This is a genomic window from Flavonifractor sp. An9, assembly GCF_002161245.1.
Lineage (GTDB): Bacteria > Bacillota > Clostridia > Oscillospirales > Oscillospiraceae > Flavonifractor > Flavonifractor avicola.
On sequence record NZ_NFHC01000036.1, the window covers coordinates 1 to 24,327 of the forward strand.

A 24,327-nucleotide genomic window follows, 5' to 3' on the forward strand; every position below is an offset into this window, starting at 1 on the left:
ACAAGCCCAAGGAGTGATTGGTCAGCCAGTTGCTCCTCTCATTGTAGCTTAGGCACGAGATGGAGGGAAAGCCGGACTGGCTGTCCGGCTTTCCTGTCCAAATTTATTGTAATAGGAGATATGGAAAATGGCTGAATTTGCAAGCAAGGGTGTTGCTGGTGCCGGTCTGGGCCTCGGAATCGCTGGTACTGCGCTGGGCCTTCTGAACGGGGGCGCCGGCCTGCTGAATCTGCACAGCGGCATGGCCGGCTGCTGCTCCGAGAACACCGCCGTCAACCGGTACGAGCTGAACCTGACCCAGGAGATCGCCTCCAAGGACGCCCGCATTGGCCTGCTGGAGTCCCAGGTCTATGTCGATCAGAAGCTGACCGAAGTCTACAAGGACTTGAACGCTCAGGTCAACGCCATCCAGGCGCAGCTGTCTCAGCAGGCGGTTTATAACGCCACCCTGAACGGCACTGTGTCCTGCATCCAGGGCCAGATTGCTCAGCTTCAGAGCCTGACCAAGCTGGTGGTTCCCAACACCAGCGTGTGCCCCGGCTGGGGATCCGTCAACGTGACCCCGGCGACTACCACCACTACGCCCGCCGCCTGAAGGGCTGTTCCTGTTTCGGCATTCGCCCTAACAGCAGAGGAACCCGCGCCCAAAAAGAAGGCCCGGACACGGAAAAAGGGGAAGGGTTGAAGCCCTTCCCCTTTTAAAAAATCAGGAGGTATTTATGGTTACGATGCAGCAGGTCAAAACCGGCCTTGTTAAATACATTGATACTGACGTTCTCCCCCATCTGACCGGCATTAAAAAGCTGGGCCTGGGCGTCTACACGGCTCTGGCTGCCAACAACGTGGTCGGTCTGATGGAGAAGTACCGGGAGCATCCTGCGGTCGCCGTTCTGGACGTGATCGACGCTGACGGAAACGTAGACATTGATAAACTGTACCAGGCTATTGCTCCGCAGTTTGCCAACGGAGAAAAGCAGGTCATCAATATTCCGCTCATTGGGGACATGACCGTTGACAAGTCTGACCTGGAAAAGCTCTACCGCTACATCAAGGGGTGATAACCATGAAAATGATTGCTGAAATCGTTGAGGATATCCGCGAGGAGCTGGACAGCGCCGAGCACTACGCAAAGAAGGCCACCCAGTACAAGGGTATGGACGACCGCCTGTCCTCTATGTACGCCACTATGAGCGCTCAGGAACTGTCCCACGTTGATACTCTGCACGAACAGGCTGTACGCCTGATCCAGGCGCAGAAAGCCGATGGGCATGAAGTCCCCGCCGGTATGCAGGCGGTTTGGGACTGGGAACACTCCCACCTTATGGACCGTGTGGCCCGAATCAAGGTTCTTCTGGACGCCGCCCGCCGGTAATCCCGTGTGTAACGGCGTGTGCAATTTGTGTGTTAAATTCCGGTTTTGCACTACCGAAACCGGAAACGCACACACTAAACTGGAATCGCTCTTTCCGTTGCAAGAGTAAGAAAAAACCCTGTATCCGTTGCGGATACAGGGTTTCTCTTTTGGCGCAGAAGGAGGGATTTGAACCCTCGCGACGGTTTCCCGCCCTACTCCCTTAGCAGGGGAGCCCCTTCGGCCACTTGGGTACTTCTGCGTGCCGAATGAACATACCTTATAAAAGTGTGGCGGAGAGAGTGGGATTCGAACCCACGGATGCTTCCACATCGCCGGTTTTCAAGACCGGTTCCTTCAACCACTCGGACATCTCTCCACGTCCTGTCCAGGTCAAATGCAAAAAAGATTATACAATATAGTTCCATACTTGTCAATCTCTTTTTTTCATTTTCTTCAAAAACATAAAAAATGCCGCCGCGCTGTCTGCGCGGCGGCATAACTCATTATGCGAAGAACGCGTGGGCGCCGATGGTAGCAACATAAGTGCAGTTGCGGCTGAACCAGCGGCTGGAGGAAATGGAGGGATTGATAAAGTACAGGGCATTGCCTGCGGTATTAGTACCCTCCATAGCCAGCTTGGCGGCGATGACGCACTCCGCAGTGGGGGTACGATTGATGCGGCCGTTGGAAGCCGGCGTGAACTGATTCCGCTGGAAGATCACGCTGTAGACCGAGTTGGGGAACTGAGGGCTGGCCACACGGTTGAGCACCACGTTGCCCACAGCGACCTTACCCTCCAGAGACTGGTTGCCGCTCTCAGCGTAAATGATACGGGAGAGCCAGTACAGATCCTCCTGGTCGTAGAAGCTGTCACCGGAAGCAATAGGACCGCTGCCGGAAGTGATCTCGATCACACTCTCTGCACCGTTCCAAACCACCTTGGCACCCAGGGCCTGACACAGGGTGCGGACAGGCACCAGCACCACACCATTCTCCAGCTTCACGCCGTCGGGCACATACAGGTACCGGCCGTTGGCCACAATATACTTGGCGCCGGGGGCGATCTGCAGCTTCAGGCCGGGGGCGGTAACCTCCGCCTGGCCATTGTTCCACACGGCCACAGCTTCAGGATAAAGGGCCTGCACGATAGGCCAATAGGAGACGTACGTCATTTCATTTTCTACCTTGGTGGCAAACTCAGTCACCAGGGACGTACCATTTACTTCAAAGCTGACGCCGCTCTCAGCAGCGTACGCAGGCCCGGTCAAAGACACACAAAGGACCAGACTTGCGAGCGCGCAAAGGGCTCGTTTTTTCATTGTTAGGAATCCTCCTGTTACAGACTGTTACTTGTTGTTCATCTTTTTGTAACCATATTGTAACCACTTTCAAGCTAAAAAGTCAATAGGAAATTTTCCCGTTTTTCCTGAATCCATTGCAGCACAATGGATTTAGCTTTTAAATTTTTTCGCCAAGTAAACATTTTATTGAATTATGTAACCAAAGATGGATACAAAAAATAACAAAAAGAAACAGTCTTTTACCATATGTTTCTCCCTGAAACTCTCTGTTGATTTACCGCAATTCCCTGCTTGATTTTATAGTCTGGCCCACGCTTCCTATAGCCGCGCGCAGAGCCCCAGTTTTCGCCTTCCGCCCCATCAAATCAAAATTTTTTCTTTTTTTCATTTTACCCCTTGACGTAGCAAAAAAATCTGCTATAATATAATCCGTTGCCTGTCCTATGCAGTCAACTTGTAGAGCACTCACCATGGAGAGATGGCTGAGTTGGTCGAAGGCGCACGATTGGAAATCGTGTAGGCGTTAATAGCGTCTCGAGGGTTCGAATCCCTCTCTCTCCGCCAAAGAAGCACCGCAATTTTGATACAATGGGTATCAAGGTTGCGGTGCTTTTTTTGTGGCTGAAAGCCTTGATTTTTAAGGGCTTTCGGGCTTTTGAGGTGTTTGCTGCTCCCCTGTAGAACGATAGCTCACCGCCAATCCAGTCGGCAAAGGCGCCGGATGGCAGAGGGCTATCGTTTGTTTTTAGGACTACCGTTTATTTTATGGGTCATCGTTTATTTGTCTACTGCATCTCCCTCTATACAAACGCCGAAAAACCTCTTCTATCGATCCTGTCCACCAATGGTACCAAGAAGCACTAAATGTCAAATGGAACTGCCCTGTCGAAGATGCAAGAGATTATCTCCGAGATGTAGACATTGAACTTTCATGACTTTTCGGACGCGCCGTGTCCAACCACGCCCTCCAGTACAGCAAGGATTCCTCAAAAAAATTGTTTCAAAGCCGGAGTTATCCGCGTTCCAGAAATGGGACCTCCGATAACTCCGGCTTTTTTGCTTTTTCGGCTTTTTCTCTGGACACGCCATGTCCGGCATCCTTTCTGCCCAGCTGCTATCATATTGTCAGTAATACCTGAGTAGCCAAGGAACCAGGTCTCGCAAGGAAGAGCCAAGCAGTGACAAAATACGAACGCAACAACTAGGTTATAAATATCGAAAATACCGCAGCAACTATCGAGTCCCAATTAGGTCCAGCGGTGATTGATTCTATTTTTAATCGTTTGATCTTTGAAAATCACTTTTCTGACGTTTCTTGTTGTGGTATAATATTTCCTCCCGTATTATGTGTTTGGAATCAGTTGTAGTTCCCTGACGTTTCTTGTTGTGGTATAATGGGCCGTCAGAAATTACAATAAAGTATAGCCACTTGGACAACAAACAAGAAGTAAAACGAGAACGGCCCCTAAGATGGTTACAGGTGCCAGAGCAATGATATGAGTGCAGTATACTCATGCCATATGGAGGAGCAATGGAGAGAAGGAAAACGCAGGCTATGGCGTCGCATAGCGCCATATTTTTATTGCTGAGTATTTTTACATTTGTGTTTCTTGGTTCGGAATATCTATATGTCAATATGGTCTCCCGCATTGTCGAGGAAAGCCAGACGGTCATTGCACAAAATTATGCGCTGGGCGTCAATGCCCTTGGATTTCTTATATACCCGCTGATAAACCGCTCTGTCCGCGAGAGGAACAAGACGATCCTTATATTTTCCCTATCGTTCCTCTCCATTATCTGCATATTTTTGATCCAACAGCACATCTCGTTTTCCGTCACGCTTGCGGCAGGCGTGGTTCTGTTTCTGTTGCTGGGCGTTTTTGGCGGCTCCGTTCATTATCTGGCTGCCTGCACGATCCGGACCGAACGCATAGCCGGCCTGGTGGGAATCTCCTACGCGGCCGGCATCCTGCTACAGTACGCAAACAACAATTTGGTAAATATAGAGATCGCGGAGGCCGCGGTACTCTCTGTTTCCCTTGCGGTACTGAGTGTTTTGATCATGCGCACACGCCGCATCCACAAAGAAGCACTCGCATCGGATGAAACGGCGCCGCTCCGAACCGCGCTCCGCCCCGATGAAATGTCCAGAAAGAAAATACCGGCGGGACTGCTCCTGGTACTTCTGGTGGCCCTGATGGCCTGCGTATTCAGCACATTGGATAACGCGATCACCCTGGGCCATGCGGCGGGCACGATGGACATCGGGCAATGGCCCCGTATGCTGCTGGCCCTGAGCGGCCTGGCTGCCGGTTTCCTCTTTGATATCCGGAAAAGAAAATATATGACGCTGATGATGTACTGCGTGATGGTGCTCTCGGTGCTGTGTGTGATTGTTCTCCGGTGGGGCGGGCCATTCCTGACCGGAGTAGCGGTCGCCTATGTGGCCTCCGGATTTTTTGTCGTGTTTTTTACCACCAGTTTTTTGGAGCTCGCTGCCTGTATGCGCCTGCCGGACCTCTGGGCCGGCATGGGACGGGCGGTGAATAATCTCGTGGCGGCGCTGGTTACCAACGGCTCGGTGACGCTGCTCCTTGCCGGCAGGAGTATTACGCTGATCGTCCTCATGCTGGTGCTGTTTGTCGCGGCCAGCATCCTGATGTTTGCCTACACGGTCAAGGCTCATGCCGTATTGGCGCCGCCCCCGGCTCCGGCGGCGGGCTACACGCCGAAGGAAAAGTTCTCTTCCTTTGCCAGCCTCTATTCATTGACTGACCGGGAGCGGGATGTGCTGCAGTATTTACTGGTCTCGGACGGCAGCGTGCAGGATATCGCGCAGCAGATGGCCCTTTCCCGTCCTGTGCTGTATCGCCATATCAGAAGCCTGAATGAAAAGACCGGAACCCAGAGCCGGATCGGCCTGCTGCAGTTCTATTATGAGTGGATGCCGGAGAACAAGGGCGTTACCCCTGAAAAAAGCCCGGATTTCAAGGCGTGAGACAAATGTACCCCCCCTGTCATTCGAAAAAAACGATGTAAAATAAAAAAAGAGACAAATGTAACCTTATATTTTAAGGCCATCTATGCTACGCTTTCCACAGATACTGGCGCAGCATCCCGGCCTACGACAAACCGCGTCAGGATCTCCTGGCGCGGTTTTTTGCGTCCACCCCGTCCGCAGCGGTGTGGGACGCTCAGGCCAGGCAGTCGCTGTATAAGGAGGAAATGAAATTTGAGAAAAACAGGATCTATTTTAGTGGCCCTGCTGCTCCTGTTTGGCCTGACTGCCTGCGGCGGTCCGGGAAACGAACCGGAGAGCGAAAGCGTGCCGAAGGGAGATGGTCAGATAACATCGGAGCCTGCCCCATCTTCCCGGGAACCCGCGGTGTCGATCACGGAAACGGCGGCCAGGACTGTGGATTTGGAACTGTATGAAACCCCAGATTTCAGCATCCAGATTCCCAAGGGCTGGACGGTCACCAGCGGCGGTACAGGGATGTATCACTCCATCCGGATTCAGGACCCCGCTGAGCCCCTCAATCAGATGTTCGTTCTCTTGAAGGCGGATATCCTGCTCCACAGTCAGGAGGGAAAGGACGCCTGGACCTATTATTCCGGCGTGACCGGTATGCCTGATATGCAGATATTTGCCCAGGCTCCCGTGCTGTCCAGCCCATCTACAGAGAATTTTTATCAGATCTTCCCGCAGTACGCCGACTTTGCCGCCCAATATGGCCCCGGCTATGCCGGCTATACCTTCCCCCAGTTTGAGGCCTTCACTGTGACCGAGCGTTTCCCGTCCACCGGCAGCCTGAGCGCCTACGCGCTGGGCGATGAGCTGCTGCGGGCCACCTTCACCGAAGACGGCAGAGAGGGAGAGGGGATGTTTGCCGCGTCGGTCGTGGATTTTGGCAGTGTTCCCATCGCGGCCGGCCCGCCGGTAGGCTACCAGCTCCCCCAGGCGGACGGCGGGTATTATATGGCGTATAACATCATGGCGGTCACAGCGGCCAAGGACACCTTCGTTGAGTGGGAGGGCATTTTGACCGAGAGCCTCGGCACACTGGAGTACTCGGAAAACTTTGTAAACGCCACCATCCAGGCGGGGCAGGAAGTGGTACAGCAGGCCATGGACTTCAGCCGAAATGCAAACGAGGTGCTGAACGGGATCATGTCTTCCTGGAAGGCGCGAGACACCAGCGTGGACATCCAGAGCCAGAAGCAGAGCGACGCCACATTGGGATATGAGCGCGTTTACGACACGGAAACAGGTGATATCTACCGGGCGGAGAACGGCTGGAGCGACAGCTATTCTGGGGAGCGCTATCAGCCGGTGACGGAAGACGAGATGTACGTACAGCCCATCAGCGGCTATATTGAGTGAAAACTGCCCTGCTTACAACGACAGGTAGCTGCATTTTTTTAACGAACAGGAGGAGCGTGAATGAATTATAGCATCTCGAAGATCATCCCATATGTCCGTCGGTATGTGCTCCTTGGAATTTATGACGTGCTGGACGGCGAAAGAGTGCCTTATCAAAAGAAAGAGGACACGGTCGTGGCCAAAGCGGAGGTATACGGCAATCTCAGCACCTTTTCTATCTCTGCCGAGGAGCAAGAGATGGGGACCGAGCTGAAGGTCACCATGCTGCAGTCCTGCGTGGGATTGTCTGAGCAGGGAAAAGAGCGGGCCATGACCGCTGTGATGGATCGAATCGTACAATATCTGGAAAACGAGCTTTTGATGAATAATCGCGCTGCTATAATAATGCCGCAGGAGGATAAATATGGATAAGAAACGTGCAGGAGTAATAAAGCTTTTGATCTTGGCAGTGGTACTAGTCGCTGCGATAATTACCGGTTTTTTAACTGGGGCAATACAACCAGATGCGCTTGCTTCCAGTTGGGCGTTTAGTGCCGATGTGTTGCTGCGCCTTGTTATCATGATGGCAGGGGTACTGTTCGTGGAATACCTGGTAGAGCTTATCTTGGGATATTGCAAGCCAGAGGCACATCGTGCCCGGTCGGTGATTACAATTATCCGCAGCCTGTTGAAATACGCAGCTGCCATCGTTATACTCTGTTGGGGCCTGACGATCATTGGAGTAAATATTACGGTGGTATTGGCCAGCGTAGGGGTACTGACGTTGATCGTTGGGTTCAGTGCAGAGAGTCTTATTGCTGATCTTGTAACTGGCCTATTTATGCTCTTTGAAAATCAATACAACGTGGGAGACATTGTGGAGATAGGGGGATTTCGTGGGACAGTGACCGATATTGGCATTCGCACGACATCAATTACCGATGCCAGCGAGAACATCAAAGTCATCAATAACGCGGATATGCGCAACATTTTAAATCGATCTGATCGCGTCTCAAAGTCTATTTGCGATATACCTATTCCCTACAAGACCGACTTGGAAGACTTGGAGGCAGCTCTTCCAGGGCTGCTTGATGAGATCTACAAAGCACATAGTGATGCAATGAAAGCGGGGCCTGTCTACTTGGGTGTGCAAAGTCTGGCCGACAGCGCTGTTATACTGCGTTTTTGTGTGGATGTGAGAGAGAAAGATATCTACTCAGCAATCCGAATCCTCAATCGAGAGCTGTTGCTAGGCTTCCGTCGGCTGGGAGTGGAGTGCCCCTTCCCGCAGTTGGATGTTCACAGCAGATAGGCTATGAAAAGGAAAGATGTGCGGCATGAGCCGCCTTTAGAGCATAAGCTTCCGTCAGAGGATACTTTACCTGAACAATTTCCTCTGCCAGAGGAGTATATGATCCCGCCGGAACCTTCTCCTGGACCAGAACGCGCACCGTTACCTCCTGAGTTTCACAGCAGCGGAAAAAACAATTCGTTTAGGATGAAGCGCAAGAACATATGGCGTATGGCAACTATGTTGTTCTCGCTGATATTGTTGGCCGTTACGGTGTATGAGGCCGGATTGCCAGAAGCTGGAGATATGACCTCTTCTATCCCACCCGACGATGCAACGCAAGTACAGCCTAATGATAATTCTATGCAGGTTCCGCCATCAGCAGAGGAACTGCCCCCAGAGCCTAAAGAGGAAAGCTCCATTTACACCGCTACCATAGGCGGCTCTTACGGCCTGATCGATGTGACCCTGGCGGATCCTGAGACCATTTCATCGGCCAAGATCACCATGTTCGATCAGATTTCAGGAGAAACATACTATGAAGACCAATTTGGTGCCGGTATTCCCCAGGAGGATATTAAGACCGGGCATTATAGCACTACATATTATAATTATGTACCGGATTTTGAAGCCTACTGGGCGGCCAACGGCGAGGGCGCTTTCCCTGACTTTGCGTTCACACTGACCATCGAGCGGACAGACGGAGAAAGCGAGGAATACGCGTCCGAGCATATGGGAGACGGCCCGAGCTCCATATCCGTGCGGTACGAAAAGGATGCCGGCGCGGTGAAGGTCCGGCTGTATAACTTGCTGGGCGAGGATTTCATCCCCGTGGTTTGCGGCGCGCCGGAAGACGCTGCGGGCGAGACGGTCAGCGTGACGGTGTTCGTGGACGGCCAGCCCATCCCACAGGAAAACTACACGGTTGCGGATGAAACAGAGGAAAGCCAGGTGTCCCATATGGATACTCCGGATGAGGTGGAGACTGTCACAGATTATATCCGAGTGATCACCGCCACACTGCCGCAGCCCATTTCCGCCGATGCCAAGGCGACTGTCGCGCTGGATATGGAGTTGAACGGGCACCGGTTTACCTACAAAAATCCGATTATAGATCCGCTGGTCTGACACTGAAATTGACAGAAAGGAAGGAGTGGAGAAAATGGTAAAAAAATGGGGCAGGAAGCTGCTAAGGTATATGGGAACTTTGTCTTGACGAAAGCCCCGAAAAGAGAGAAAAGGGATATTACGGGAGAAAAACCCGCGATAGAATAAAATCAAAGGTGTGAAGAAAAGGACAGGAGGACAGACCATGAAACCAAAAAGCAAACCACTAAGTTTACTGCTTACAATCTGCCTTGTTGCAGGGCTTATGCCGACAACGGCGTTTGCGGCGGAGGGCGACAAAACCATTATGCTGGGGACAAGTGGGATCAGCGGCTATGACAGCACAAAAGGCTACGACTATATCTATTACGGCAACTGGTCTGCGCCGGACAACTACACCACTTCCGGCCCGATCAAATGGCGGGTACTGGACGACCAGACCAATACAGGTGGCACAGGGCTGTTCCTGCTTACCGACACCCTGTTAGGCAGCGGTACTTACGGAGGTGTATATTTTGATAAATCTTCCCGAAACAGCAACGCATGGCAGGGCAGCGACGCGCAAACGTGGTGCCAGGATTTTTGCAGCAGTAATTTTTCCACAGGCGAACAGAGCGCGGTACTTGCCACTACGAAAAGCGACGAGGCGTTTACAAGCACATATAGCCTTCCGTTTGCAGCGTCTGAAAATATCCTGAACGAGGACAAGGTGTTTTTCCTCTCGGCGCAGGAAGCGGAAAACGACGAATACGGCTTTACCAATGACGCGGCGCGTATCGCCGATTATGGCGTCAGCGCCGGTGTGTGGTGGCTCCGCTCGCCTTCTGCGAACTACACGAACCTTGCGGGCGTGGTTTACCGCAATGGTTATGGGAGCAACTACTATGTGAACTACGACTACGCCGTTCGTCCCGCTTTTAATTTAGATCTGAACTCTGTCCTCTTCACATCTGCCGCCGTAGGCGGCAAATCCGCTAATGGCATGGACAGCGGGTTGACGGCGATAGGCAATTATGCCGGCAACGAGTGGAAATTGACGCTTTTAGACAAAAGCCGTAGTTTTGCCGTGACGGAACAAACCGTCAGCGGGGCCCCCGGCGGTACCATTACGCTGAATTACACCGGGGCGACCACCGGAACAAATGAATATATCTCTGTCATCATTGCAGACAGCAACGGCAGCACCCTGTACTATGGGAGAGTTGCACAGCCGGACAGTGCAAACGGACAAGTGGAAATAAAAATTCCGGATTCCCTTGCAGCCGGGGAGTATACCCTTAATGTGTTCAGCGAGCAGTACAACGGCGATTATAAGACCGACTACGCCAGCGCCTTTGCAGAGGTTGCTCTCACCGTTGAGGAAGCTGCTGCACCGGGAATTGACACCGGCAAGGCAATCCAGCTTGTGGACAGCGGAACTGTCGCAAACATCAGCGGCGGGCAGGCAGACAACATTTATTTTGGTACCTATCAGCAGAGCAGTGCCGGCAGCACAGAGCCTGACGGCACGGAAGGCGTGGACTGGATCAAGTCGGACACAGCCAACAAAAATGGACAAGATCCGTATTATTATATAGACCCCGTCAAATGGCGGGTGCTGTCCAACGCCAGCGGGCAGCTGTTCCTGCTTTCCGACCAGAATCTGGACGTATTTCAGTATCATACAGAATATGAGAGCGTAACATGGGAAACCAGCACCATGCGCTCCTGGCTCAACGGGTACAGCGCGTCGCATAATACCGGCGGCAGCAGCGGTACGGATTATACAAGCGATAATTTTATCGGCGCCGCTTTTTCGGAGAAAGAGCAGGGGGCTATCGCGGATACAACCGTTGTCAATGACGATAACCCAACTTATGGCACAGAGGGCGGCGAGAATACAAACGATAAAATCTTTCTTTTGTCGATTGCGGAAGCGCAGAACAGCAGCTACTTTGCCGATGACAACAGCCGTATCGCGACCAATACTGCCTATGTAGCAGACGGCGGCAAAATCGATGGCGGTATGTCCGTTGTCGGCAAAGCCGACTACTGGTGGCTACGCTCCCCCGGCGTCGATGATGACATCGCGGCGTATGTGACGTACAACGGCGGCGTGCGTAGCTTCGGCCCTAATGTGGACTTCGTTATCACCGCCGTTCGTCCCGCTTTTAATTTAGATCTGAACTCTGTCCTCTTCACATCTGCCGCCGTAGGCGGCAAAATCCTCGCCGCTGGAAGCGGCGGCGACGCGATTTTTGAAATTGGCGATTATACGGGCAACGAGTGGAAATTGACGCTTTTGGATAATAGCCGCAATTTTTCTATTTCCAATGCGATGATTAGCAACAACACAATCACATTTTCCTACTCCGATGCAGAAACAGGGACAAATGAATACATTTCCGCTGTGATCGTAGACAATGGCGCAATCACCCATTACGGGCGCATTTTACAGTTGGACGGCACGACCAATGGCGCAAACGGAACGGCAAGTCTTACGATCCCTGCGGGTGTAACATTAGACAATGATACAAAGCTGTATGTGTTCAGCGAGCAGTACAACGGCGGGGAAAACGATGACACCAAACTGACCGACTACGCCAGCCAGCTTATTGAAATTAGTAATCCTGTCGCTGACGCCACCGCCCCGACGCTGACACCGGACAGCGTGACCCGCGGCAGCGAAACCGCCGCGACGGTGAAGTTTACCAGCGACGAGGCGGGCGAATATTACTATGCAGTCGTGGAAAGCGGCTCAGATGGGCCGACTATCGACACCACCGGGGATGGGACTACCTGTATTAGCGGAACGAATACCATTTCCATCAGCGATCTTACAGATACAGCAGCAAAGGACATTTACATTGTGGCGAAAGACGCGGCGGGGAATGAGAGTGTAAAGCTGAAAATCGAGATACCTGCCTACACCGTAGTTCCGAAAACCTACACACTCACAGTCGACTTAAACGGCGGCAGCGGCGGCACGACATGCGGTGAATATGCCGAGGGCGCGGTTGTCAATATCGACGCGGGAAGCCGCAGCAATTACCGCTTTGCTGGGTGGACATCTACCAATGGCGGCGCCTTTGCCGATGCTTCCAGCGCAAGCACCACCTTTACCATGCCCGCAGCCAACACGACGATTACGGCAGCTTGGAGTTATATTGGCGGCGGTGGAAGTACGACGGATTATTACCGCCTGACCTTTGAAACGAACGGCGGCAGCGAGATTAGTTCCATTCGACGCGCCGAGTATACGACAATCGACCTCACCGACTATACCCCGACCCGCGAGGGTTACGAGTTTACAGGCTGGTATGCAGACGAGAATTTGACGGAAAAAATCACGAGTATACGCCTTACCCGCAACACGACGGTTTATGCGGGCTGGGAAGAAATCAAGGAAAATCCAAGTACAGGCTTTGAAAATCCGTTTACCGATGTTTCCGAAAACGATTGGTTTTTCAATGATGTGAAGTTTGTCTACCAAAACGGCCTGATGAATGGAACGAGTGCCACCACGTTCAGCCCGGAGGGTACTACCAGCCGGGGCATGATCGTCACCATCCTCTGGCGTATGGCAGGAAGCCCCGACATGGAGGACAAGATTTGGGGCTACCCCTTTGCCGATGTGGACGCCACGGCCTATTACGGCACAGCGGTCTACTGGGCGCGGCTAAACGGCATTGCGGTCGGCTATGACGATGCTACCTTCGGCCCCAATGACCCCATCACCCGGGAGCAGATGGCGGCCATCCTCTACCGCTACGCCCAGTACAAGGGCTATGACGTAAGTGCAAAAGCAGATCTGAACAAATTTACAGATGCGGACGAGATCAGCAACTACGCCCTTGAGGCCCTCCAGTGGGCCAACGCGGAAGGGCTGATCAACGGCAAGGGGGACGGCGTTTTGGATCCCAAGGGCCAGGCCACCCGCGCCGAGGCGGCAGTCATCCTCACGCGGTTTAATGAGGTCGTGGCGGAATAAGATTGGACCTGGGGCCGGAAATCCGGCCCCAGGCTGTATATAGGAGAATTGCGTTGCAAAAAGATAATCAACGCCGCCTGCTCCTGCTGCTGAAACTGCTGTATGAACAGACGGATGAAACCCATTTCGTATCCGGTGCGGACATTCTGAGATATTGGGAGGATGCGGGCATCCGTGCCAACCGGAAGAATGTGTACGGAGATGTCCAGCTCCTGCTGGACGCCGGCCACGATATTATCCGCGTGAAAAGCAAACAGAACCGCTACTTCATCGGTTCCCGTATTTTTGAACTGCCGGAACTGAAGCTGCTGGCGGACGCTGTGGCGTCCTCCCACCTTGTCACGGAGAAGAAGAGTGCGGCCCTGCTCCAAAAGCTCGGCCGGCTTACCAGCGTCCACAATGCGGGACATCTGAACCGCCCCGTCTATATGGAGGGTACAACCAAGCCGGACAACGAGGCCATCTACTATGCCATTGACGCTATCCAGACCGCCATCCATATGCATTGGATTTCCCGATACCGGGTTTTCCGACGTTGGATTATCCGATGTTGGATTTTCCAACACCGGGTTTTCCAATCCCGGCTGTTCTCCCTGTGCTGCCTCTGGCCGGGGCTGGGGCTGTTCGTAGATGGTATAAACCATGTCGGCCATCTTGCCCCTGCCGTCCCGGTTCTGCTGGCGGGTGATGTACCTGGCCTTTTCCAGCTCCCACACCGCTGTCCGTATGGCGTCGATGCTTTCCCGGTTGATAAGGGACAAGCCTTTCAGCGTATAGTCCCAATCTTCCGGCAGGGACAGCATTTGCGAAAGCAGGCCCTTGGCTTTCAGGGACAGGTCTTTGTTCCGCAGGTGATGGTTGGACATCACCGTGTAGCCCCGGTTTTTCTCTACACGAAAAACTGCCATCTCGTCGTCAACTCCTTTCACTTGGAATAAAACCGCGTCGTAGGCGGTCAGCTTGCCCGGCTGGTAGGGACACTCTGCATACACGCAAAACTGATACTTCCAGCCGGGGCGGTAGAAACGGCAGTCGCCGCAATCCTCCGGCGCTCCGGCCTCGCCGCTGTCGTAGTGGTCGAAACCGGGCTTGCCTTGCATGAGATGTTCAAAGGCGCGGTCGCTGCCGGAAGTGAAATACATGGCGTCGCCTCCTTTCTGGTTTTGGGCGCAAAAAAGCGGCGTCCTTTTCTCCCTCAAGGGGATCAGAGAACGCCGCTTCTGCGGTGTCGTATTCAATTTTAATCTGATGTGCTGTCTGGGACGGAGCATTTCACGGGAAGTAGTAAGCGTGTCGAGGCTCATTCCAAAAGTAGTAATTTGCAAAGTGATTCTCCCAGAGTTCCCCCATTTGAACAGAATAAATCTTACCATGATTTCTGATTCGGATGTCTGATCCTCGTGAGGGGTTACGGCTCGCCTCAACCCGATCACTGACAAAACCAAGCGGGGTTGCATAATTACCGAACGCAGCAAGAAACTCCTGTTCAATCTCTGGCGGGACATTTACATAGTTTTTTGTGAGCATTGCTTTGGGACGAACGATCAAAATAGGGATGCCATCACCGCACTCAATATTACTCAGATACTTGGGAGTGATGTCCACTTTCGCTGCCAGGTCGGATTGCGTCAGGCCGCGCGCTTTCCGCGTATCCTGAATTCGCTTTCCAATCTTCGTTGCGTCCAACATCTCACCTCCTAATAGAAAGAGTATCTTTCTATTAGGAGTATAAAATGTGTACTGCGATATGAAAATCCACTACTCCTAAGACCGTCTTTCTATTCGTAAGACTATCGCATTGTTATGAGCTGTTTTACCGATGCCTGGTGGTGTCGGATATGGAAAAAGGGCCCGGAGGACTATGCGTCCCCCGGGCCCTTTGCTTTTGTGCTCTTGTTAAGGAGCAATTATGATGCTGAGTCCATATATTTATTTTGTGGCATCAGCATCAGTGCATGAAATTTTTCTCGGTCAATGGATCGAAACTGTACCTCGCGGATCTGCAGGTACAGCCGGTGCGCCCGGGTGATTAGTTCACAGGCGTAAACGTAGAGCAACGGCCGGTTACCCAGGATCTCCGGATCGTTGAAGGCATCCATGGCTTCCTGGAGCTCTCTCCAGTATGGATTGCTGTCACGAAAAAATGGGTGTTCCTGGTTCTCGTCACGCTCACAAGAGCCGATGTTCTCCGGGCGAAACAGCCTGGAGGTATATCCCATAATGTATTGCAGCGCATGATCCTCGTCTGTGCCGTTCAGGAAATGTGGAAGTGCCTCCATATAGAGGAGGGCTTCTTTCAGCCGCTGAACGCGGCACAGCAGCTCGTTATAGAGCCAGTGGTACCGTTCCCCTTCCGCATCGTAGCCGCGCGCCAGAGCCTTCTGATAGCGCTCCAGATAGGCAGCATAAATCTGCTTGAGCAAGTCACTGCCATACAGGGTCATCACCTCAGTTCACCTCCCACGGCAAATAGCCAAATGCCTCCTTGAACAGATACATATAGCGCTCCGTTGCCTCATGATTGAGTGGCGCCCGCAACGATGCAAGGGACCACATGATCATTTCCTCCTCAGGTACGCTGAAGCGGCCAGTCCGAAACTCCCCGCCGTAATAGTGCGGTTTTGGCTCAGAGCAAATGGCATTCACGTCCTGAACGGTACCCGCATCCATAATCAGAGCTTTCCGTTTCTCAAGGACGATTGCCACCAGGTCTTCGCGAATGCCCTCCGCTCGATACGTTTGGATACGCCGGAAGGTATCGCATAAGGCAGATATTTTTGCCCGCTGCAGTGCTGGGGAACCGCCGGCTGCTTCCACCGCCGGGATCGCATCCACAATATCAGCGATGGTTTCCAGGAACGCATCCATCGTTTTATCTTTCGTCATCTCCATGGATCTGTCACTCCTCACTATCTGGCTCTCTCAGTATTCCGCCTTCGATTCTCTGCCGCAATCCGTTCCGCGTCCCGATGCATCTGGGATACCTTTTCTTCATACGCAAGAATTGGCGCACTGTAGGCATCCCATACGGCCTGGCTGGCCAGTTCCAGCATCTCAACGCACCGGTCACGGTAGGGCCCTTCCGCTTGTTTTGACTGCTCACGCAGCTCCCACAAATTCATCAGCCGATCCATCTCAGATTCGGAGATCATCTCGTAACCATATGCGGTGCGGATATCCTCCTGAGAACTATAAGCGTCTAACTCCGCAAACACATCAGGAGAATTTGCCTGCTTTTTGCTGCGGGCACGCAGTTTCACCTTCCGGTAACGTGCAATCGCTTCCTGAATGCCTTCCTGTGCGGTCTCTAAATCCCGCCGAAGGGCTTTTATCTCCAGGCGTTCCCGTCTTGCTTCCGGTGTTTCATTCTTTGCCCAAAGGCTGAGGATCTCCTGTGCAGTGGTGAAACTCATTTCTGCTCGTCACCCCCAGTCATATTGGAGCGGAGTGACCGAGTCAGCCGCGCCACTTCATAGTCCTGCACCATGGCGAGGAACACACGCTGTTCCTCCGGGCTCAATGCACGAACATACCGTTCCATCTTCCCGGAATCCCAGTAGAAATTGATGAGCAGATTTCGGCTCAACTGGTCATAGCCGGCCCGCACCATGATCAGGATATTGATGCGGCTGCCTGGATCTGATGCCAGAGCATATGTACCCAGGGCTTCTTCAACATTGCCCTGCGGCGTAAGACGGTACAGCCAGTAGGACTCGTCCCCATCATGGTTCTCTACCCACTCGGCAGCATCCTCAGAAAGGGTGAAATCGCTGGCCCGGATCGCTCGGGCGCCAAACAGCTCTTTGCGGTCCGGTTCCCGCGCATTGGTTTCCACAACGGGGGAGAACCAATGAATGAGATCTTTCCACCAAAGGGGTCCGCCAAGGAAAAGCTGCGCTGGATCAAGCCCGGAATAGAGGACAAGGCCATCTTGAACCACTAGCTGGATCAGTTCGGTCTGCAGGGACGCAGATTCGCGCTCCCAGTAGGTGCGTATTTCCGTTTCTGACTGCCATTCCCGGATGGCCAATCGGCCATCTGCAGTTCTGCTTCTGATCGTTATCATCGTTGTATTCTCCTTATCGCGTGCCGACGCCCGGCATGGTGGCCGCCAGAGGCGGTCCACCAAGGGTCTACACCGATGAAGGCATTTCAGCGGTGAACACCAAAAAGCGTGAAGGTTTCAACCAGATGGTGCGGGATGCCCTGGACGGAAAAATCGACCTCATCGTTACCAAGTCGGTCAGTCGGTTTGCCCGGAACACCGTAGACAGCCTGGTGACCGTCCGCAAGCTGAAAGAGAAGGGTGTGGAGGTCTACTTCGAAAAGGAAAACATCTACACCCTGGACAGTAAAGGCGAGCTGCTGATCACCATCATGTCCTCTCTGGCGCAGGAGGAGAGCCGCTCCATTTCGGAGAACGTCACCTGGGGACAGAGAAAGCGATTCGCCGATGGGAAGGTCAGCCTGCCGTATAGCCACTTTCTGGGCTACCGGAAAGGGGCTGACGGGCTGCCGGAAATCGTGCCGGAGGAAGCGGAAACCGTCCGCTGGATTTACAGCCTATTCCTCAGCGGCAAGACCACCAGTTCCATTGCAAGTTTTCTCACCAGGGAGGGGATACCCACCCCCGCTGGGAAGAAACGCTGGGCGGCGAGCACGGTGGAGAGCATTCTGAAAAACGAGAAGTATAAGGGTGACGCCCTTCTGCAAAAGGCGTTCACGGTGGATTTTCTCACCAAGAAACAGAAGAAAAACGAGGGCGAGGTGCCGCAGTATTATGTGGAGAACAGCCACCCGGCCATCATTGACCCCGCCGAGTGGAAGCTGGTGCAGCGGGAGCTGGAGCGCAGGAAAGCCATCGGGCGCAGCTACAGCGGCAACAGCATCTTTTCCTCCCGGCTGGTCTGCGGAGACTGCGGCGGTTACTTTGGCTCCAAGGTCTGGCATTCCACCGACAAATACCGGCGCACTATCTGGCGGTGCAACAGCAAGTTCACCGGCGAGGAAAAGTGTCAGACCCCGCACCTGACCGAGGAGGAGATCAAGGCCCGGTTCCTGGATGCCTTCAATACGCTGGTTTCGGACAAAGAGCGGCTGCTGGACGAGTGCCGCACCATGCAAGCGGCGCTTACCGACACCTGCGCCCTAGATAGAGAGATGGCGGCAATACTTTCCGAAATGGAGGTGGTGGCCGAGCTAACCAAGCGGTGCATCGAAGAGAATTCCACCACGGCACAGGACCAGACCACTTACCTGGAACGGTACAACGGCCTGGCAGAACGGTACGAAACCGCCAAGGCCAAGCTGGAGAAGCTCCAGGCGGCAAAGGCCCAGCGGGAAGCCAAGGCCGAGGACATCGGCGGCTTTATGTTCGAACTGGCGGAGTACGGAGAGTCCCTCACGGAGTTTGATGACCGGCTTTGGCTCACGGTCATCGACATTGTCACCGTCCACCGGGATGGGCGGCTTACATTCAAATTCCAGACGGGGCATGAGATGCTTGAATAAGAATCAATTTTATTAAAAAAGGGGGCGGAAGGTTTCCGTCCCCTTTACTATTATGGAATGTATTTCATCCCCCACTGTGAAATAGCATAAAACACTGGCAATAAGTCCTGCCCTTTCTCTGTGAGGGAATACTCCACCCGCAGCGGCATCTCATTATATTGAATGCGCTGCACCAGTTCATCCTTTTCCAATTCTTTGAGCGCATTGGTTAGCGCCGTATTGGTGATGGGCTTGAGCAGCTTTTTGAGTTCGCCAAACCGCATGGGAGACTTGATGCACAGCTCATAGAGGATCTGGAGCTTCCACTTACCCTGCAGCATCTGCACCACCGGCATAACAGGGCAATTGCCACTCTCCGTAAGAATGACGTCGCTTACCTTTTCTTTGAATTCCTCGTAAGTCATTGTTGATTCCCCACTTTAGACAGGTATTGTTTTTGATACCAGGCACAAACAATTTGCGTACTTGATTTATTATGACAATCAAGTATAATAATTGTACCAGCAGAAGCTGGATATGTCAATCTCCAAATCACTCTGAAAGGATGAAACACGATGAGAGAACTGAACATTATGGAGGCCACTGTCTATTCTTCCCCCAATCCGCTGACTTTGATCTGTTCTTTGAATGAAGATGGCACCACCAACCTGGCCCCCATCTGCTTTGTCTCCTATCTCTCTTTCAACCCGCCGATGGTGGGATTCGCCACCGGAAAGCAATCCCACACCGGAAAGCGTGTGCGGGAGACTGAAAAAGTCATCGTCACGGTCCCCGGTGAAAGTCTGGCTGGCGCAGTGATGACCTGCGGCACCTCCACCGGCGCCAAGTTAAACAAGGTGGCCGAAAATCACATCGAAATGAAGTCGGTGGACGGCAGCGACATTCAGATTCCAGCGGACACCCGGCTGGCTATGGCGGCGACCCTGCAGCAGTCCGTGGAGGTGGGCGACCACATCCTGCACATCTGCCAGGTGGACAAGTTCCTGGGCGATGAGGACAAGAAAGGTCTGTATGCTTGGAACGGCTTTGGAAAGGTCGCATCTGCGGCAGAAGGTTGAATCTTAAAGCAGGAAGGAGGCGTCAGCGGTGGCCATCTGCATCAAGGACTGTATTCAGAATATGAATCTGGTGATTGGCTGTCCCATTGGCTGCAGCTACTGCTACGCCAGAAACAATGTCCGCCGGTTCCACATGATCGACGACTTTGAAAAGCCGGAGTTCTTCCCAGGTAAGCTGCGGCTGATGGAGAAGAAGCGTCCTCAAAATTTCCTGCTCACCGGCATGAGCGATTTTGCCCACTGGCAGACAGAGTGGCGAGATCAGGTATTTTCCAAAATGGCTGAAAATCCACAGCACCAGTATCTGTTCTTGACCAAGCGGCCGGAGGACATCGTCTTTTCCACCCCATTAGACAATGCCTGGTTCGGCGTGACTGTGACTTCCAGCAGGGAGAAAGGCCGCATCCAGACTTTACGGGAGCACATCCGCGGCGGGCATTACCATGTGACCTTTGAACCCATGTTTGACAACATCGGTACAGTAGACCTCACTGGCATCGAATGGATCGTCATTGGTACTGAGACTGGACGCAGGAAGGGCAAGGCCGTCTCCAAACCGGAGTGGGTGTGGAATTTGACTCATCAGGCTCACGCACTTGGTACTCCTGTGTTCATGAAGGAAGATCTGCTTCCTATCATTGGCGAGGAAAGCATGACACAAGAGCTGCCCCCGGCCTTCTGCCGGGTATTGGAGGAACAGAAAGCATGGCGGAAATAGTGGAAAGCGGTGTCCTGATCCGGGATGTGGAAACGAAAAACATCATGACCAAATCCACCCTTCCAGTGGGCGGCTATTCGGTGAACCCCTATGTAGGCTGCACCCACGGCTGTAAGTACTGCTACGCCTCGTTTATGAAGCGATTTACCGGGCATACCGAACCATGGGGCACCTTTCTGGATGTGAAATACTGGCCTGCCATTAAAAATCCCCGGAAGTATGCCGGGCAGCGTGTAGTCATCGGCTCGGTGACAGACGGATACCTGCCTCAGGAGGAGCAGTTCGGAAATACCCGCAGGCTGTTGGAGCAGCTGAAAGGCAGCGGCGCGGAGATTCTGATCTGTACCAAATCCGACTTGGTGGTGCGGGACATCGACTTGCTGAAAGAGATGGGAAAAGTCACTGTTTCCTGGTCGATTAACACGCTGGATGAGGGTTTCAAAAATGACATGGACAATGCCGTCAGCATCCAGCGGCGGTTGGACGCCATGAAGCAGGTCTATGATGCAGGCATCCGCACCGTGTGCTTTATCGCTCCGGTTTTTCCCGGTATCACGGATTTCGAGGCCATCTTCCACCGGGTGAAAGACCAGTGCGACCTGGTGTGGCTGGAAAATCTGAATTTGCGGGGCGGCTTCAAAAAAGACATCCTGGCCTATATTCAGGAGAAATACCCTGACCTCATGCCGCTGTACAACGCCATCTATACCAGAGGAGACAGGGGCTATTTCCGGGAGTTGGAGGAGCGGGCAGAGCGCCTTGCGAGAGAATATGATTGTCCCTTTGTGGACAACGAACTCCCCTACGGCCGGGCAGAGCCGGGGCATCCGGTCATCGTGGATTACTTTTATCACGAGGAAGTGCGCGGCTCGGAGAACACCGGCCTCAGGAATCGGTGAACCCCCTTGGCGCAAAGTGAACCCCCTGACGCCCAAAGGGGGTTCATTTGTATCACAATTAGGGTCATTTGCCAAAGAAGGACATGACCAAGGTCATGTCCTTCTTTTTATTTTGCTGCCGTCTGGTGCGCTATCGTCTCTATTTTTCCTTGACAATTTATCTTCTCCCCTCTATAATATTATTCAGCGCTCAGTTGGTCGGAATAATCTGATCCCCTGTTCAGCGCAGTTCAATTTCATCCGGGTGTGGCGAAGCTTGGTATCGCGCTTGGTTCGGGTCCAAGAGGCCGTGGGTTCAAATCCCGCCACTCGGACCATGCGGAGTGTCCTTATAGGATCTGAGTATCCTACAAAGGGCACTCCGCATTTTTTATTGTCAAAATTGGGGCAGCGCCGTTTTCATCGAACAGCAGCCGATCTCGGATGCACAGGAGTTTTACCTTGTGCCGGGTGAGGAGGTCAATGTAGCGTTGGGTCATGCCCCACTTCCGGCCTATCCGGGTCAGGCTGTGGACTAACACCACATCCACCCTGCCAGCGACAACGGCCTCGGTCACTTTCTGGAGCGCCGGGCGGTCTAATGTAAGCCCGCTGCCGTATTCGTCCGCAGCGCCGATGATGGTATATCCCGCCTGCTTTGCGTAGAGCTGGAGCAGGAACCGCTGGTGTTCCAATGCGAAAGAATCGTCATGGGCGACACGGCAATAGAGAAATGCTCTCATATCCCACACCACCTTTACACCGCCGGGGCGTAGCTGACTGCTACGCCCTTTCTCGTTTCCATGATAATGTCGGCCTCCGGTATCTTCCGGCGGTCCGGCACATCAAAGGCACCGATGCAGTTGTAATGGATCACGACGCGCTGAGTGGTAACGCCGTCCTGCTTTTCCGCTTGATACACGTCAATGTGGTCAATGAGTTCTCCCACCATGCGCTTGGTGATCTTGGCGGCGTTGGTATAGCGCCGGACGGTGGTGAGGAAATCGTCAATGTCCATGCGCTTGCTCTCAGATTGTTTCAGTTCCAGGCGCAGCGTCTTAATCCGCTTGCCGTTTTCACCCTGCTCCTGCTCATACCGCTTTGCCATTTTAGCAAACCGGGCATCGTCGATTTTACCGGCAACATTGTCCTCGTAAAGCCGCTCAAAGAGCATATCCAGTTCCTTGTCACGGGCCAACAGCCCATCCAGTTCCCGCTGTTTCCGCACCCTCACATTTTCTGCAACCTTGGCAGAGCGGCCCATAATGGCCTTGATGAAATCGTCCTCATACTCACTGGAAAAGGCGGCGAGGCGGTTGACCTCATACAGCACGACCCGCTCCAGGAAATCCAGCCGGATGTAGTGGGTGGACGAGCATTTGCGGAGCCCGGAATTGTGGTTCTGACAACTGAAAAACTTGATGTCGTGGTTGCCCTGGTTGAAGTGGAAATTGAGGTTTCCGCCGCACTCCGGGCATTTCAGATAGCCGGAGAACACGCTGGGCTCTTGCGTGACTTGAGGCCGCTTGCGTCGGGTGCCTTTGGTGAGGGCCTGCACCTTTTCCCAGGTAGCACGGTCAATGATGGGCTCGTGAACATTGAGGAAGATGGCCCGGTTTTCCTCCGGGTTTTCAATGCGGCGTTTGATCTTATAGGATTTGGAGTAACTTTTGAAGTTGATCACATCGCCGCAGTATTCCTGTAAGGTGAGAATTTTTTTGACGGTGGTGTGGCCCCACTTGGTGGGCTCTACGGTACTTTTGCTGCCGGAACGGTTGACGCCCCGGCTCCGCCAGTAATAGGTGGGGTTGACGATCCCATCCGCACCGAGAGCGGCGGCAATTTCCGCCAGCCCGCTGCCCTCCAGCGTCATCTGATAGATGCGCTGCACCACGGCGGCGGCCTCCGGGTCAATCACCCAAAAGCGAGGGTCGTCCGGGTTCTTTATGTACATCTTGCCGCCGCAGTCGGCACAGTACATCAGGCCGGTCAGAGGATGGGCCTCGCCCCAGCCGTCCGGGTAGCGCCTGACATTTGCCCGGATACGCTGCACATTGTCAAAGGTTTCCTGGTCGATGATGGCCTCATGGGTGTTCTCGAAAATCGTCCACTCGCTTTCGTCAACATAGTGGCTTTTCTTGTCCTTGAAGTGCTTGCGGGTCTTGAAATTGATGGTGTGGCCCAGGTATTCCCGCTTTTTCAGGATGTTCACAATGGTGGACGATCCCCAGCCGTAGGGGTCTTTGACCGGCTTCGTCCTGTTTACTCCCTCTTGAAAGCGTGCCAGATGGACAGCGGGGATTTCAACCTTTGCCTCGGACAGCAGCTTTGAGATTTGATAGGGGCCGTAGCCCTCCATCGTCAGGGAAAAGATACGGCGTACCACTTCGGCGGCTTCTTCGTCCACAAGCCAGTGTTCCCGCTTTTCGTCCCACAGGTAGCCGTAGATAACGGTGCCGGTCAAGTGCTTGCCGCTCATGCCTTTGGACTTGAACACGGAGCGGATTTTTCGGCTGGTGTCACGGGCGTAAAACTCATTCATAATGTTGCGGAACGGGGTAAAATCATCATCGCCTTTCAGACTGTCCACACCGTCATTGATGGCGATCAGCCGGACGCCGCGCTGCCGCAAAATCTCCATGACCTGGCCGACTTTCAGATAGTCGCGCCCCAGGCGGCTCATGTCCTTTATGACGATGGCCTCCACCCGTCCGGCCTCGACTTCCTCCATCATCGCCAGAAAGCCGGGACGGTCAAAGCGGGTTCCTGATACGCC

22 protein-coding genes, 4 tRNA genes and 1 pseudogene are annotated in these 24,327 nt (G+C 53.3%); 15 read left to right on the top strand and 12 right to left on the bottom strand.

All coding sequences use genetic code 11. The features are described 5' to 3' along the window. The first annotated feature begins 127 nt into the window (after nucleotides 1-127). The 3 genes from B5G40_RS15590 to B5G40_RS15600 all read left to right on the top strand — a co-directional run bounded on the left by B5G40_RS15590 (nucleotide 128) and on the right by B5G40_RS15600 (nucleotide 1,372). Entirely contained in the window at nucleotides 128-595 is a 468-nt protein-coding gene (locus tag B5G40_RS15590; RefSeq protein ID WP_087400532.1) for a hypothetical protein, read from the top strand. A 124-nt stretch (nucleotides 596-719) separates the two neighbouring features. Next, nucleotides 720-1,058, top strand: coding sequence for a hypothetical protein (locus B5G40_RS15595; protein ID WP_143383443.1), 339 nt, complete (start codon nucleotides 720-722; stop codon nucleotides 1,056-1,058). A gap of 5 nt (nucleotides 1,059-1,063) precedes the next feature. Beyond that, nucleotides 1,064-1,372 carry a hypothetical protein gene (locus B5G40_RS15600; RefSeq protein ID WP_087331552.1) on the top strand — a complete coding sequence of 103 codons (309 nt, stop codon included), beginning with the start codon at nucleotides 1,064-1,066 and terminating at the stop codon, nucleotides 1,370-1,372. A gap of 150 nt (nucleotides 1,373-1,522) precedes the next feature. Here the strand turns inward: B5G40_RS15600 and B5G40_RS15605 are convergent. From B5G40_RS15605 to B5G40_RS15615, 3 genes are all read right to left on the bottom strand, one after another. Beyond that, nucleotides 1,523-1,613, bottom strand: a tRNA-Ser gene (locus tag B5G40_RS15605). Nucleotides 1,614-1,642: 29 nt separating this feature from the next. After that, nucleotides 1,643-1,730 (bottom strand) — tRNA-Ser (locus B5G40_RS15610). Between the two features lie 127 nt (nucleotides 1,731-1,857). Next, entirely contained in the window at nucleotides 1,858-2,628 is a 771-nt protein-coding gene (locus B5G40_RS15615) for a cell wall hydrolase (RefSeq protein WP_242959470.1), read from the bottom strand. A gap of 499 nt (nucleotides 2,629-3,127) precedes the next feature. Here B5G40_RS15615 and B5G40_RS15620 point away from each other — a divergent pair. The 7 genes from B5G40_RS15620 (at nucleotide 3,128) to B5G40_RS15650 (ending at nucleotide 13,386) form a co-directional block, all read left to right on the top strand. Continuing rightward, a tRNA-Ser gene (locus B5G40_RS15620) sits at nucleotides 3,128-3,219 on the top strand. Between the two features lie 991 nt (nucleotides 3,220-4,210). Then, nucleotides 4,211-5,653: a helix-turn-helix transcriptional regulator gene (locus B5G40_RS15625; RefSeq protein ID WP_242959467.1), complete on the top strand. Its 1,443-nt coding sequence runs from the start codon at nucleotides 4,211-4,213 to the stop codon at nucleotides 5,651-5,653. 234 nt (nucleotides 5,654-5,887) lie between these two features. Next, entirely contained in the window at nucleotides 5,888-7,039 is a 1,152-nt protein-coding gene (locus B5G40_RS15630) for a hypothetical protein (RefSeq protein ID WP_132587296.1), read from the top strand. Between the two features lie 60 nt (nucleotides 7,040-7,099). Continuing rightward, entirely contained in the window at nucleotides 7,100-7,450 is a 351-nt protein-coding gene (locus B5G40_RS15635; protein ID WP_087389011.1) for a hypothetical protein, read from the top strand. After that, nucleotides 7,443-8,330, top strand: coding sequence for a mechanosensitive ion channel family protein (locus B5G40_RS15640; RefSeq protein WP_087400539.1), 888 nt, complete (start codon nucleotides 7,443-7,445; stop codon nucleotides 8,328-8,330). The genes B5G40_RS15635 and B5G40_RS15640 overlap by 8 nt, the downstream gene beginning before the upstream one ends. 3 nt (nucleotides 8,331-8,333) lie before the next feature. After that, nucleotides 8,334-9,437, top strand: a complete 1,104-nt coding sequence (locus B5G40_RS15645; protein ID WP_206407260.1) for a hypothetical protein — start codon at nucleotides 8,334-8,336, stop codon at nucleotides 9,435-9,437. Nucleotides 9,438-9,621: 184 nt separating this feature from the next. After that, nucleotides 9,622-13,386: a DUF6273 domain-containing protein gene (locus B5G40_RS15650; protein ID WP_087400543.1), complete on the top strand. Its 3,765-nt coding sequence runs from the start codon at nucleotides 9,622-9,624 to the stop codon at nucleotides 13,384-13,386. Nucleotides 13,387-13,907: 521 nt separating this feature from the next. Here the strand turns inward: B5G40_RS15650 and B5G40_RS15660 are convergent. The 6 genes and pseudogenes from B5G40_RS15660 to B5G40_RS15685 all read right to left on the bottom strand — a co-directional run. Continuing rightward, nucleotides 13,908-14,528: pseudogene (locus B5G40_RS15660) on the bottom strand (helix-turn-helix domain-containing protein); the annotation flags it as partial. A gap of 130 nt (nucleotides 14,529-14,658) precedes the next feature. Next, nucleotides 14,659-15,072 (bottom strand): helix-turn-helix domain-containing protein, encoded by a 414-nt coding sequence (locus B5G40_RS15665; RefSeq protein ID WP_158099562.1) that lies wholly within the window; start codon nucleotides 15,070-15,072, stop codon nucleotides 14,659-14,661. Between the two features lie 221 nt (nucleotides 15,073-15,293). Continuing rightward, nucleotides 15,294-15,833 carry a hypothetical protein gene (locus tag B5G40_RS15670; protein ID WP_087400547.1) on the bottom strand — a complete coding sequence of 180 codons (540 nt, stop codon included), beginning with the start codon at nucleotides 15,831-15,833 and terminating at the stop codon, nucleotides 15,294-15,296. Nucleotide 15,834: 1 nt separating this feature from the next. Then, nucleotides 15,835-16,278: a hypothetical protein gene (locus B5G40_RS15675; protein ID WP_087400549.1), complete on the bottom strand. Its 444-nt coding sequence runs from the start codon at nucleotides 16,276-16,278 to the stop codon at nucleotides 15,835-15,837. Between the two features lie 17 nt (nucleotides 16,279-16,295). Beyond that, the gene (locus B5G40_RS15680) at nucleotides 16,296-16,799 is read right to left on the bottom strand and encodes a hypothetical protein (RefSeq protein WP_087400551.1); all 504 of its coding nucleotides are present in this window, start codon (nucleotides 16,797-16,799) and stop codon (nucleotides 16,296-16,298) included. Next, on the bottom strand, nucleotides 16,796-17,452 hold the full coding sequence (locus B5G40_RS15685; protein WP_087400553.1) for a hypothetical protein: 657 nt from the start codon (nucleotides 17,450-17,452) through the stop codon (nucleotides 16,796-16,798). The genes B5G40_RS15680 and B5G40_RS15685 overlap by 4 nt, the downstream gene beginning before the upstream one ends. Before the next feature lie 20 nt (nucleotides 17,453-17,472). Between B5G40_RS15685 and B5G40_RS15690 the strand changes: the two genes are divergently transcribed. Then, on the top strand, nucleotides 17,473-18,897 hold the full coding sequence (locus B5G40_RS15690) for a recombinase family protein (RefSeq protein ID WP_242959468.1): 1,425 nt from the start codon (nucleotides 17,473-17,475) through the stop codon (nucleotides 18,895-18,897). A gap of 50 nt (nucleotides 18,898-18,947) precedes the next feature. Here B5G40_RS15690 and B5G40_RS15695 read toward each other — a convergent pair whose 3' ends face one another. Beyond that, entirely contained in the window at nucleotides 18,948-19,301 is a 354-nt protein-coding gene (locus B5G40_RS15695; protein ID WP_022190734.1) for a winged helix-turn-helix transcriptional regulator, read from the bottom strand. A 150-nt stretch (nucleotides 19,302-19,451) separates the two neighbouring features. Here B5G40_RS15695 and B5G40_RS15700 point away from each other — a divergent pair, with 150 nt between their 5' ends. The 4 genes from B5G40_RS15700 to B5G40_RS15715 all read left to right on the top strand — a co-directional run bounded on the left by B5G40_RS15700 (nucleotide 19,452) and on the right by B5G40_RS15715 (nucleotide 21,889). Further along, the gene (locus tag B5G40_RS15700) at nucleotides 19,452-19,955 is read left to right on the top strand and encodes a flavin reductase family protein (protein WP_087400557.1); all 504 of its coding nucleotides are present in this window, start codon (nucleotides 19,452-19,454) and stop codon (nucleotides 19,953-19,955) included. Between the two features lie 28 nt (nucleotides 19,956-19,983). Next, on the top strand, nucleotides 19,984-20,673 hold the full coding sequence (locus tag B5G40_RS15705; protein ID WP_022190736.1) for a radical SAM mobile pair protein A: 690 nt from the start codon (nucleotides 19,984-19,986) through the stop codon (nucleotides 20,671-20,673). Then, nucleotides 20,661-21,572, top strand: coding sequence for a radical SAM mobile pair protein B (locus B5G40_RS15710; protein ID WP_087400559.1), 912 nt, complete (start codon nucleotides 20,661-20,663; stop codon nucleotides 21,570-21,572). The genes B5G40_RS15705 and B5G40_RS15710 overlap by 13 nt, the downstream gene beginning before the upstream one ends. A gap of 240 nt (nucleotides 21,573-21,812) precedes the next feature. After that, nucleotides 21,813-21,889, top strand: a tRNA-Pro gene (locus B5G40_RS15715). Between the two features lie 30 nt (nucleotides 21,890-21,919). Here B5G40_RS15715 and B5G40_RS15720 read toward each other — a convergent pair. Beyond that, entirely contained in the window at nucleotides 21,920-22,294 is a 375-nt protein-coding gene (locus B5G40_RS15720) for a recombinase family protein (RefSeq protein ID WP_087400560.1), read from the bottom strand. Between the two features lie 14 nt (nucleotides 22,295-22,308). Next, nucleotides 22,309-24,327, bottom strand: a 2,019-nt coding sequence (locus tag B5G40_RS17430; RefSeq protein ID WP_242959469.1) for a recombinase family protein, incomplete at its 5' end; no start/stop codon positions are given.